11 protein-coding genes are annotated in these 11,235 nt (G+C 60.3%); 4 read left to right on the top strand and 7 right to left on the bottom strand.

Features of this window, described 5'->3' with window-relative positions:
• Window positions 1–140 precede the first annotated feature (140 nt).
• Together ACYVAC_RS05260 and ACYVAC_RS05265 are read left to right on the top strand one after the other, a co-directional pair.
• Window positions 141–518: a BlaI/MecI/CopY family transcriptional regulator gene (locus ACYVAC_RS05260; protein ID WP_461096547.1), complete on the top strand. Its 378-nt coding sequence runs from the start codon at window positions 141–143 to the stop codon at window positions 516–518.
• Window positions 505–2,676, top strand: a complete 2,172-nt coding sequence (locus ACYVAC_RS05265; protein ID WP_461096548.1) for a M56 family metallopeptidase — start codon at window positions 505–507, stop codon at window positions 2,674–2,676. The genes ACYVAC_RS05260 and ACYVAC_RS05265 overlap by 14 nt, the downstream gene beginning before the upstream one ends.
• An 87-nt stretch (window positions 2,677–2,763) precedes the next feature.
• On the opposite strand, the gene ACYVAC_RS05270 is transcribed toward ACYVAC_RS05265, so the two are convergent.
• The 3 genes from ACYVAC_RS05270 to ACYVAC_RS05280 form a co-directional block, all read right to left on the bottom strand.
• The gene (locus ACYVAC_RS05270) at window positions 2,764–3,834 is read right to left on the bottom strand and encodes a 2Fe-2S iron-sulfur cluster-binding protein (protein WP_461096550.1); all 1,071 of its coding nucleotides are present in this window, start codon (window positions 3,832–3,834) and stop codon (window positions 2,764–2,766) included.
• 129 nt (window positions 3,835–3,963) lie between these two features.
• Complete coding sequence (locus tag ACYVAC_RS05275) at window positions 3,964–4,812, bottom strand: N-acetylglucosamine kinase (RefSeq protein WP_461096551.1); 849 nt, start codon at window positions 4,810–4,812, stop codon at window positions 3,964–3,966.
• Window positions 4,813–4,851: 39 nt separating this feature from the next.
• Window positions 4,852–5,073, bottom strand: a complete 222-nt coding sequence (locus ACYVAC_RS05280) for a cytochrome b5 domain-containing protein (RefSeq protein ID WP_461096552.1) — start codon at window positions 5,071–5,073, stop codon at window positions 4,852–4,854.
• A 135-nt stretch (window positions 5,074–5,208) separates the two neighbouring features.
• Between ACYVAC_RS05280 and ACYVAC_RS05285 the strand changes: the two genes are divergently transcribed.
• Entirely contained in the window at window positions 5,209–5,658 is a 450-nt protein-coding gene (locus ACYVAC_RS05285; protein ID WP_461096553.1) for a hypothetical protein, read from the top strand.
• Between the two features lie 83 nt (window positions 5,659–5,741).
• Window positions 5,742–6,770, top strand: a complete 1,029-nt coding sequence (thiL, locus tag ACYVAC_RS05290; protein WP_461096554.1) for a thiamine-phosphate kinase — start codon at window positions 5,742–5,744, stop codon at window positions 6,768–6,770.
• A gap of 96 nt (window positions 6,771–6,866) precedes the next feature.
• Here thiL and ACYVAC_RS05295 read toward each other — a convergent pair whose 3' ends face one another.
• The 4 genes from ACYVAC_RS05295 to ACYVAC_RS05310 all read right to left on the bottom strand — a co-directional run bounded on the left by ACYVAC_RS05295 (window position 6,867) and on the right by ACYVAC_RS05310 (window position 11,181).
• On the bottom strand, window positions 6,867–7,328 hold the full coding sequence (locus tag ACYVAC_RS05295) for a hypothetical protein (protein WP_461096556.1): 462 nt from the start codon (window positions 7,326–7,328) through the stop codon (window positions 6,867–6,869).
• Window positions 7,329–7,395: 67 nt separating this feature from the next.
• Complete coding sequence (locus tag ACYVAC_RS05300; protein ID WP_461096558.1) at window positions 7,396–8,466, bottom strand: mannose-1-phosphate guanylyltransferase; 1,071 nt, start codon at window positions 8,464–8,466, stop codon at window positions 7,396–7,398.
• A 139-nt stretch (window positions 8,467–8,605) separates the two neighbouring features.
• Window positions 8,606–10,084 (bottom strand): efflux transporter outer membrane subunit, encoded by a 1,479-nt coding sequence (locus ACYVAC_RS05305; RefSeq protein ID WP_461096559.1) that lies wholly within the window; start codon window positions 10,082–10,084, stop codon window positions 8,606–8,608.
• On the bottom strand, window positions 10,081–11,181 hold the full coding sequence (locus tag ACYVAC_RS05310; protein WP_461096560.1) for an efflux RND transporter periplasmic adaptor subunit: 1,101 nt from the start codon (window positions 11,179–11,181) through the stop codon (window positions 10,081–10,083). Before ACYVAC_RS05310 ends, ACYVAC_RS05305 begins: the two co-directional genes overlap by 4 nt.
• Window positions 11,182–11,235: the final 54 nt, after the last annotated feature.

Below are 11,235 nucleotides of genomic sequence, written 5' to 3' on the forward strand. Positions count from 1 at the left end.
TTACGGGTTTTACGGCCCGGAGCCGTAAAACCAGCTTCGTAAACTACATTCCGAAAAGCCGCTACACAACTTTTTTGTTCAGGATTTGCATCTACGAAAAACATCGTATATGTTTACTACGAAATCATTCGTAGATACCCATGAAGCCAACCGACGCCGAACTTGAAATACTGCAGGTCCTGTGGGCCAACGGTCCCAGCACCGTGCGGCAGGTGCACGAACAGCTAAGTCAGAGCCGCGACCTGGGCTACACAACAGCCCTGAAGCTGATGCAGATCATGCACGAGAAGGGGCTGCTCACCCGCGACGACAGCACCAAAACGCACCTGTACACGGCACTGGCCAGCGAAGAAGCCGTGCAGCGGAATCTGGTCGACCGATTTGTGGAAACGGCCTTCCGGGGCTCGGCGTCCAAACTGGTCATGCAACTGCTGGGCCAGCACAAAGCCTCTTCCGACGAGATCACCCAGATTCAGCAACTCCTCAATCAACTGAACAAGACCGATGATAACCGCTGATTTTTTCCGTACACCAGCAACGGAGGCCCTCGGCTGGACGTTGCTTCATGCCCTCTGGCAGGGCTTTGCGCTAGCCCTGCCGGCAGCTGTGCTGCTCCACCTGCTGCGGCATCGGTCGAGCGCCCTGCGCTACCGGCTGGGTCTGTCGGCCCTGCTGGCCCAGCTACTGCTGTCGGCCGTTACGTTTGCGTGGTACTATGCACCCGCTGCCACGACACCGGCGGTTAGCCTGACTGCGCAGCCGGCGATGCCCCTGCCAGTGGCCGCCACACTGACGTCGCCGGCCTGGTCGGCCCAGTGCTGGCTATTTCTGTACGCGCACCTCAATGAACTGGTGCTGGCTTACCTGATCGGCCTGAGTCTCGCTGGCCTTCGCCTGGCGGGCGGCTGGTTCTACCTGCAACGAGTCAGTCGGCAGGCCCGCCCGGCCCGATCGGCCCTGTATGGCGACCTGACCGATCGGCTCCGCGCCACGCTCCAGATTCGGGCGGTGGTGCGGGTGCGCGAGTCGACGCAGGTAATGGTACCCATGGTGGTCGGGGTGCTGAAGCCCCTGCTCCTAGTGCCGGCCGGGCTGGCTACCGGGCTGACCCAGCGGGAACTGGAAGCGGTGCTGGCCCACGAACTGGCCCACGTGAAGCGCCACGACTACGCGATTAACCTGTTGCAGGCCGTTATCGATACGCTTTATTTCTTTCATCCGGCCCTGGGGTGGCTGTCGGCCCGGGTACGTGAAGAGCGCGAGCTGTGCTGCGACGATCTGGCCATAGCGGCCTGCGGTGGCAACGGCCATCTGCTGGCGCAGGCCCTGGCCCGGGTCGAATCGTTTCGGGTGGCACAGGCCGGGCCTACCCCTACCCTCGCCATGGCACTTTTTTCGCGCCGGCTGCCGCTGCTGCACCGCGTTCAGCGGATGCTGGGCGTACCAACCCGGTCGGCGGTGTCGAACGGTAGTCTGGCCGGGCTGACCCTGGCTACGCTTCTGCTGGTGAGTGCCTCGGTCTATGCGGTGCAGCAACCGGCTTCCAAAGCGAGCCAAATCCGCAAAACCCGCTACACGCTCCCCGACAATAGCATCGAGTTTCAGTTCGACGAAGCGCGTCGACTTACGGCCGTAACCTGGCAAAAGCAAAAACTGGCTAAATCCGAAGTGGCCAGGCTGCAACAGCAGCTCGACAACATTATGAGCGGTACCCTGTCGCTCGATGCCGTTGGCCAGCCCAACCGCGACATGCTGCTGGCGATTATCGAAAGTTATAACAGTATGGATGAGCGCACGGCCGCCGATCTCGATGAGCCCGACAGCGAACTGGCTACCGCCGATTACCGCGACCTCGTTGCATCGGCCCTGACCAACATTCCGCTAAGTCCCGATGGCACGGTGGAAGGCCTGGCAAAGGTCAACTACGACAGTATTGTTCAGGGCGCCATGGCCAGTCTGGGCGGTCTGACCCCTTCGTCCGATTCGCTGCTGCGCATACGGGCCTATCACCATCGGCAGCTGGACAGCCTGACCCGGCTTATCAACCAGCACTCGCTACGCATGCAATCGCTGCACCGGCAGATGCAAAAATTACAGTTTCCGATCGACGCTGAGCAACGCAGTCAGGATGCCTATAACTGGCAGCGGGATAAGCTGATGGCCCAGCGCGACGCGCTTATTGCCAGACACAGCCAACTGCTACAGCGGGCCGATAAGAAAAAAATGACACCGGCCGAACTTGACAGGCAGCTGAATGCCCTTCAGCCCGAAATCGAACGGATTGAAAAACAAGCCGAAGCGATCGACAAACAGGCGGAAGCCACCAGACAGCGCGCCGAAGCACTCCACGCTCCACTCGATAAACTCCAGGCCGAAACCACGGCGATCGAGGACCAGCTGAACCAGCTTTCGACGCAGATGGGCCAGCACGCAGACCTGATCGAAACCCTGACGCCCGAGCTACCCGAACGCCCGGAACTACCCGAGCAGCCGGAACTACCCGAAGCCATCGAACGGCCCGATACCCCGGCCCGCGTACGCGAACTGCGCGGAAGTGTTACACGCCCCGCCCGTGTACGTGGGCTGGCCACTCCGGCACCCCGCCCAAAACCAGCCCCCCGCCCCAGGCCGGTACCAGCGCCCGCTCCGGCTCCGGCGCCAATGCCCCGTCGGTAAGGCTGGTCCCCGTTCGGCAAGCCCGATAAACACAAAGCCCCGGCCTGTGCAGGCCGGGGCTTCTTCGTGTAGTAACGCGGGGCGTTGTCAGTCAATTTCGATTACCACGTTGCGACCTACGGGGTGCGCCACGCAGGTCAGCACGTAACCGGCTTTGATCTCCGACTCCGACAGCCCATCTTCCTCATCGAGTTTCACCGTTCCCGACGTGCACTTACCCAGACAGGCGGTACACATGCCCGCCTGGCAGGAGTATGGCAGATCGATGTCCAGATCGAGGGCAGCTTCCAGAATGGTCTGGTGCGGTGCCACGGCGAACTTATATTCGCTGCCTTCATACAGCACCGTCACTTCGGGACTGCCGCTGTCGTCGTCGGTCATCGGCTCTTTGATCACGTCGCCCACCGGCACGGGTGCCGTAGCAAAGCTTTCCTTATAGACCCGATCGGCTGGGATACCCACCAGCGTCATGGCCGAGCGGGCTTCGGCCATCAGGCCATCCGGCCCACACAGGTACACGCTCACCGACTGCCGCTCGGCGGCCGGCATGCTGTCGAACAGCTTCGTCAGGGTGTGCTGGTTCAGACGACCTTCGAGGCCCGTCCAGCCCGCCGAGGGCTGACTCAGCACGTGCGTTACGGCAAACCGCGCCGGGCCATAGGCTTTCTCCATGGCATCGAGGTGCGCCTTGTAGATAATCGACTCCTGGTTGCGGTTGCCGTAGATGAGCCAGACCCGGGTGTTGGGTTCGACGTGCAGCATCGACTTAGCCATCGAGAACAGGGGCGTAATGCCGCTGCCCGCACCGATCAGCACCAGTGTCCGCCGATTCTGGCCGTCCAGCTTCGGCGTGAAGGTGCCCATCGGCTCCAGCGTTTCCAGAATATCGCCCGGTTTGATGCGGTCGCAGAGGTAGTTGGACGCCAGCCCGCCCGGTACCCGCTTCACCGACACGGCCAGCGATACATCGACATGGGGCGACGACGACATGGAGTAGGAACGCCGTATTTTCTGCCCGTTGATGTTGAGCAGAAAGGTTAGAAACTGGCCGGGCAGGTAGCGAATTTCTTCGCTGATGGGATGCCAGAAGGTTATCGTCACGGCGTCGGGCGTTTCCCGAATCACCTGGTTTACTTTCAGAAAATACCGATTTGCCATTCGTGTGTTTATTGTTCTGTCGGTTTACAGCTTGTGGCCTGGTACCTGTCGTTCTGTCTGCAAACCCAAAAGGCAGTCAGACACGACAAACCACGAACGACAAACGACCAACTCAAAAACAAAAGTACGTCATGCCGCCGATTGATGGTACTCAAGCAGTCGACTAGCCGGTGCTTTCACTACGCAACCCATCGTTAGCCCCATCTGTTCGACGGCGTCAACGAGTAACGGCTCGAAATAATGCGCGATCGAACCAACGAAGTGAACCGGCCAGGTAGCCGACTCCGGGAATGGCTGAATGTAGGTAGTCAGAAACGTTTGAAACGCACCGCGCACCAGCGCCTGCACGTAGGGGTGCGCCAGGTGTTCGGTCAGGAAGGGCGTGAAGGCGGCAAAGTAGCGGTTCGGAAACGGCTTTTTATAGGCATTGTCGAGCAGGGTTGGGCGGTCGAGCTGGTAGCGTTCCTGAAAAACCGTTGCCAGATCGGCTGGCAGGCGGTTCTGGAACGCGTCGCGCACCAGCGTTTTGCCCAGATAGCCCCCACTCCCCTCATCGCCGAGCCAGAACCCCAGCGACAGAATACCCCGGCTGATCTGCGCGCCGTCGTAGCAGCAGGCGTTGGCCCCCGTGCCGAGGATACATACAATACCGGGGCGATGGCCGGCAGCCGCCCGGGCCGCCCCCAGCATATCGCTCTCGACCGACACCGTTTGCAGGTTGGGTAGTACCGACCGCACGGCATCGGCCACGAGGTTGTTTACGGCCGGGCCGCTGCAGCCCGCTCCGTAAAAATAAACGGCGGTAACCGCTTCGTCGGGCAGTGCCGGCAGCAACTGGCTCTGCAGCGCAGCCCGCATCTGGTCGGTGGTCTGGTAATACGGATTAAATCCGTCGGTATGGCAAACAAACGGCGTCCCGTCGGCCCGGGTGCCACGCCAGTCGGTTTTGGTAGAGCCGCTATCGGCAATCAGAATCATAACGTGTAGAGAAAAAACCGGACAACGAACTATTGGCCACTAGCCTACCCGCCCGACAACCGGAAACCGGCCAAACACCCAGTCGGCATGGGGGGCGTCGGCCAGTTCGGCGGTCAGGTCCTGCCCGGCCCAGTGCTCGTAGTGTTTTCCCTGGCGCCAGAGCCGCGACCGGGTCACATCGTAGATCAGCCCGTCGTAGGCACACCAGATTTCGTCGCGGTCGACCCCATTCCGGAGGGCCAGTTGCGAACGGCTATACATTGGCAGGCTATCGGGTGAAAAATCAGGCATGGGTACCGGTCACACAGGGCGCTTCTTAATGACGGTTCAGAATTTGCTGGTGACAACAAAATTAGCGTAACTTTAGCCACTTCTGTTTTTATGCAACGCTTAATCATGAGAAAGACCTCATTCGTTACGTTTTTGTCGGTGTGGGTGCTTGTCGGGCTGTTAATGAGCTGTGGAGGGAGCAAAACGCCCCCCGTTTCGGAGCGCATCGCCAAAATCTGGACGGCCCGTATTGTCGAAGAAAATACCAGTACGGTGTATACCCGGGGCGGAACCACCAACATCCGGCCTACCTACTCGAACTTTAAACTCGACCTCAGCTCGCCCCCAACCGTGAAGCTGACCGAATTTGACGGCAACACGTTTGTGGGTCAGTATTCGCTGCCAACCGACCAGCAGGTAACGCTGACGGCGCTACAGCCCGCCCCGACCGGTACCAACGGTACGATCACCTTTACGATCAACAGCCTCTCCGACACCGAACTGGTGCTGACCCGCACCACCACCAGCCAGAAAACGGGCGGTACCACCAACAAGTACACCCTGTCGAATCCCTAACCGGCGGCAAACCATTTTTCGCGTCAGGCCGTTCCGTACGACAGCGGAACGGCTTTTTTTGTGCCCGCTCCGCCAACTTTCTTATGACTGATCTGAACACACTGGGCGAAATTGGCCTGATCGACCGGATTCGGCAGGCGACCCCGACCCCAACTCATTCCGAAACCGTGCGCGGCATTGGCGACGATGCGGCCGTCTTCGCCTGGGATGAAGCGCACTACGGTTTGCTGACGACCGATGTGCTGGTCGAAGGCATTCATTTCGACCTGACCTACGTACCCCTCAAACACCTCGGCTACAAAGCCATCACCTTTGCCGTGTCGGACATCGCAGCCATGAACGGGCTGCCCGTACAGGTAACGGTTGGCGTAAGTCTGAGCAGCCGGTTTCCGGTCGAAGCCGTCGACGAACTGTACGACGGTATCCGGGCCGCCTGCGAGGCCTATAACGTCGACCTCGTGGGGGGCGACACGTCGTCGTCGCGGTCGGGACTGATTATTTCCGTGTCGGTATTGGGTAAGGTGCCCCGCGAACTGATTACGTACCGCAACACCGCCCAGGCCAACGATGTGATCTGCGTAACGGGTGATCTGGGGGCGGCCTACCTTGGCCTCCAGCTGCTCGAACGCGAAAAACAGGTATTTCTGGCCGACCCCAACATGCAGCCCAGCCTCTCCGAAGAACGGGCTTACCTCGTACAGCGTCAGCTGCGGCCCGATGCCCGCACCGATATAGTTCACGAACTGCGCGACCTCGGCGTGTTGCCTACGGCTATGATCGATATTTCGGATGGGCTGGCGTCCGAACTCCTGCACCTCTGCCAGCAATCGGGCACGGGTGCGGTTATCTTCGACGAAAATATCCCGATCGATGATCAGACCCTGCTCGCGGCCGACGAGTTCAAGATCAGCCCCGTAACGGCAGCCCTCAACGGGGGCGAAGACTACGAACTGCTCTTCACCGTACGGCCGCAGGTTTACGAGAAACTGGCCAGCAACGCCCGCATCACAGCCATCGGCTACCTCACCGCCGATCCATCGCAGGTGATCCTGTCGACCAAAGCCGGTCAGCAGACACCCATTCGGGCGCAGGGCTGGCAGGCCGCGCCCTAACCGCCTGTACGTACGAAACCGGCCCCGCATCCGTGACGCTCAGGCGTCTGCTGGTGCGGGGCCGGCTGTTTGCTGACCGATGGGATCGACTGACAGCTAGCGAACCTTCAGAAACTTGGAATACGAATCGGGGTCAGGCCGAAACTGGAGCGTATCGCCCCGGAACAGGGTCCGTTGCCGCGAAAAGGTGGTGGCCCGGTTCGAGGTGATGTAAAAATTCACGAACAGACTATCGGGATACGTGGTATCGAGCCGGAAGCTGTGCATCGGATAATAGTAGGTCATCTCCGAGCCACTGGCCTTCAGGCTGCCGGATGCGTCGAAGGTCAGTGTCTGCGCAGGCGATTCACGGTAGCGCCGGGTCGTGACGAAGCTCGTATCGCGGGTCTGGGTAATGGTGTCGATCCTGACGGAATAAACCGAGTCTTTCACGAAACGCCGTTCATACAGGCGCCAGGTACCCGTCAGGCGCGGGTCAGCCGGCCCCGTACTGGCCGACAGGTTCGGGTCACTGCATCCGGCCAGGCCCAGCAGCAACAGCGGTAAGATTGCTTTCACAGCGGTAAAACGAATTGCCCCGGAAATTAGTCCGGGGCAAGGAAGAAACCAAGAAGCCGGCGAGGGGCTACACAAACTCGTTGCCCCGCTCTTTGGCGTCGGCCACAAAGGCTTTCACCTTCTGCTCGTCTTCTTTGCGGCAGATCATAAGCACGTTATCGTACTCGGCCACAATGAATCCGTCCAGGCCGTTGATGGCAACCAGCTTATCTTTCGGCGTCTTGATGATGCAATTCTTCGTATCGTAGAGCAGCACATGCCCATCCACAACGTTGAGGTCGTGGTTTTTGTCGGATACTTCATACAGCGATTTCCAGGTACCCAGGTCCGACCAGCCGAAGTCGCTCAGCACCACGTAGACATTGTCGGCTTTTTCCATCACGCCGTTGTCGATGGAGATGCTTTTGCTGAGCGAATAGGCTTTGTCGATAAAGCCGGCTTCTGCATCGGTGTAATAGTGCGAAGCGCCTTCGTCGAAAATTTCGGCGATCTCGGGCAGGTGGGCCACAAAGGCCTGCTGGATGGCCCGCACGTTCCAGACAAAAATACCCGCGTTCCAGACAAACTCGCCACTCTCGACAAACTGCCGGGCCAGCTCCAGGTTCGGCTTCTCCGTAAAGGTTTTCACCTTTTTAATAGCCTTATCGCTGTCGGGTACGTACTGGATGTAGCCGTACCCCGTATCGGGGCGGCTGGGCTGAATGCCCAGTGTCACCAGAATATCGTCCTTCCGGGTTGCCTCGAGGGCAATCTGGATGGTTTCTTTGAAGGCTTCCTCTTTCAGAATAATGTGATCGGCAGGTGCCACCACGATGTTGGCTTCGGGGTCGCGGCCGGCGATTTTGTAGCTGGCATAGGCCACGCAGGGAGCCGTGTTGCGGGCAACCGGTTCGCACAGGACCTGATCGCTGCTCAGTTGGGGCAGTTGCTCGAGGCAGAGGTCCCGGTAGAGCGAACTGGTAACGATGTATATATTTTCGGGAGGACAGATTCCGGCAAAGCGATCGGCTGTTTGCTGAAGCAGTGTGCGGCCCGTGCCCAGTACATCATGAAACTGTTTGGGGTAGCTCGTGCGGCTGAACGGCCAGAACCGGGTGCCAACGCCCCCGGCCATAATGATAACATAGGTATGGTTCATAGATTAGTGAATCGTAGCTAGTGGAAACGATACTGCAAAAGTCAGGCAACTTTACCCCAATTCAACCAAAAAGGTGATCAGCTGTTCCCTAAATGATTGAATGGTGATGGGCTACCACCAGGCGCTACCTGGTAACCCATTAATAATCACCACCCACAGCCCGCAGCAGGGCCACGGCATACTGGGCTTCCTGACTGCGTAGCTGAGCCAGCTGCTGCTCGGCCGTCAGAATGGTGCGCTGCGCGTCGAGCACTTCGAGGTAGGTGGCCAGCCCACGCACGTACAGTTCGCGGTTGTACTGCTCGGTTCGGCGGGCCAGCGCCAGTGTCTGCTGCTGCAGCGCAATCTGCTCGCGCAGCTGCGTCTGGTTGTCGAGGGCCGTTTCAGCATCGCGCTGGGCCAGCTGAATGGCCTGCTGGTAGGCCTGCTGACTGGTCTGGGTCTGCTGCAGGGCCAGTGCAATGTTCTGGCGGGCCCGGTGCCCTTCATAGAGCGGTACCGACGCATTGACCCCTACCAGGTAGGTCGCACTGCTGGGGGTAAACCACGGCCCGATGCGCCCTGACAGCACCCCGGCCGAACCGACCAGGGTTACGCGCGGCTGGGTACTGGCCTGCTGCAGCACCACCTGGGCCGCTGCGATCTGGTTCTGGCGCACAAACTGCAACAGGTCGGGCCGGCGCTGTACTTGCTCTACGGCCACCGTGGCGTACGGATAGGCCGGCAGTTCGGCCGGCAGGGTACCCACCGGCACCGAGAACTGGGCGGGGTCCTGGGCGCAGAGCTGCGCCAGGCTGTTGACCAGTTCGAGCCGCGCCCGCGAAAGGCCTTTAAGGGTTACCTGCAAACCAGCGTAATCAGTTTCGGCCCGCTGCACATCGAGCTGGTTGGTCAGCCCTACCCGGAACCGTTCGCGTAGAATGGCCAGCGTACTGTCGCGCGATTGCAGGTTGCGCCGGAAAACGGCCTGCTCGGCATCGTTGCCGCGTATCAGCAGGTACACCCGGGCAATGTCGGCGGCCAGTGTTAGCCGGAAGCCCTGATAATCGGCATCGCTGGCCTGCGCCTGCAGGTCGGCCACGGCAATACCACTCCGGATTCGTTTAAACAGATCGAGTTCGTAACTGGCGTCGATGGGCAGCAGCTGGAAGGTGTTGAGCTGGAAACGCGGCAGCAGATCGGCCTGGTTTGGGATCGACAGCGGCCGGCGCTCCGACAGGCTTTGGGTGGTGATGAGGGCCGAACTGCGCAGCGAAGGCGACAGAAACGACTGAGCCGTGCGCACGCGAATCCGTGACTCTTCGATGCGGCTCAGGGCGGCCTTCAGGTTGGGGCTGTTGTCGAGGCCCAACTGGATAAGCCCGTCGAGCAGCGGATCACTGAATCGCCGGAAGCCACTCAGCGTTACTGCGGGTGTTGTGCTGCCCACCGACGGGACGGGTGTACCCGCTGGGCCGGCCGTAGCTGCCTGGGGCTGGATGGTCCCGGGCGATCCCGCCGGCAGGCCACCGGGCTGCACCGTAACAGCCCCACCGGGCGCATTGATGGGCGTCGTCTGGGCCAGGGCCGCGCCACTACTCAACATACACCATAGACCGGCTATGACTTGTTTTTTCATCGCTTGGCTACGGCTTTGGCAGTGATGGGTTTACGAAGCCGGACTTTCTGGCCATCGTGCAGGCGGTCGTTTGGGTTGGTCACCACAATTTCCTGCCCTGTCAGGCCGGTCGAGGCTTCGAGTGTAGTACCGAAGTCGCGCCCCAGCGTGATCGGCACAAACCGTACCCGCCCTTCCTGATCGACCACGACCACCCGGGCACCATCGGGCGTCATCTGCAGCGCATTGGCCGGAATCAGTACGGGGCCGCTGGCAGCAATCATGTCGAACTTAACCTGACTGAACAGCCCCGAAGGCAGCTCCTGGTTAGGGTTGGCAATCGATACTTCGGTGAGCAGCGTGCGCGAATCGCTCCGCAGCGTACCCGACGTACGGGCCACCCGGCCGGCAAACGTACGATTCTTCAGTTCCGGAATCGTTACTGTGGCCGGCATACCGACCCGAATCGAGCGGTAGTAGGTCTGCGGCACATCGACAAATACCCGGAGCATACCCAGTTCCGACACCGTGAAGAGCGGCTGCCCGGCGCCGGGCGATACCAGCATGCCGTTTTCGGCGGTACGAGCTGTGACGATGCCGTTGAACGGCGCCCGAATCTGCTGCAGATCTTTCAGGGCTTTGAGCCGGGCCAGATTGGCCTGGGCCACCCGCACCGCCGACTGCCGCGTGTCGATATCCTGCCGCGACACGGCACCGGGTAGCTTCACGCTTTCCAGACGTTCGGCGTTGGTTTGCGCCAGCTGCAGATCGGCGTTGGCCCGGGCAATATCCTGATCGAGTTCGGGCGCGTCGATCACAGCCAGCAGCTGCCCTTTGGTGACTTTAGCGCCAATATCGACGTACCACCGGCGCAGAAAACCCTGCGTACGGGCATAAAGGGGCGTTTGCCGGTACGGCTGAATCTGGCCCGGCAGCAGCAGGCCCGTTGTGTCGGAACCCTGTTTCAGGGGCACGGCATTCACAACGGGTTCGCGCGACTTGTCGGCACTGGCTTCGGCTTTCAGAGCCTCCGCGTTGCGCATCCGGGGCAGCACGCCCGCTACCACAAACAGCGCAATCAGCAGCAGGAGCGGGATAATAATCTTGAGCGATTTCATCGGTTGGTATGCAGATTGAAAGTGGCCGGTTCAGCACCGGAAACGAGAAAAACG

It is taken from the genome of Spirosoma luteolum (assembly GCF_054778875.1).

Coding starts and splice junctions, on each gene's coding strand:
- ACYVAC_RS05260 (WP_461096547.1), top strand. CDS start 141: ATGAAGCCAACCGACGCCGAACTTGAAATACTGCAGGTCCTGTGGGCC.
- ACYVAC_RS05265 (WP_461096548.1), top strand. CDS start 505: ATGATAACCGCTGATTTTTTCCGTACACCAGCAACGGAGGCCCTCGGC.
- ACYVAC_RS05270 (WP_461096550.1), bottom strand. CDS start 3,834: ATGGCAAATCGGTATTTTCTGAAAGTAAACCAGGTGATTCGGGAAACG.
- ACYVAC_RS05275 (WP_461096551.1), bottom strand. CDS start 4,812: ATGATTCTGATTGCCGATAGCGGCTCTACCAAAACCGACTGGCGTGGC.
- ACYVAC_RS05280 (WP_461096552.1), bottom strand. CDS start 5,073: ATGTATAGCCGTTCGCAACTGGCCCTCCGGAATGGGGTCGACCGCGAC.
- ACYVAC_RS05285 (WP_461096553.1), top strand. CDS start 5,209: ATGAGAAAGACCTCATTCGTTACGTTTTTGTCGGTGTGGGTGCTTGTC.
- thiL (WP_461096554.1), top strand. CDS start 5,742: ATGACTGATCTGAACACACTGGGCGAAATTGGCCTGATCGACCGGATT.
- ACYVAC_RS05300 (WP_461096558.1), bottom strand. CDS start 8,466: ATGAACCATACCTATGTTATCATTATGGCCGGGGGCGTTGGCACCCGG.
- ACYVAC_RS05305 (WP_461096559.1), bottom strand. CDS start 10,084: ATGAAAAAACAAGTCATAGCCGGTCTATGGTGTATGTTGAGTAGTGGC.
- ACYVAC_RS05310 (WP_461096560.1), bottom strand. CDS start 11,181: ATGAAATCGCTCAAGATTATTATCCCGCTCCTGCTGCTGATTGCGCTG.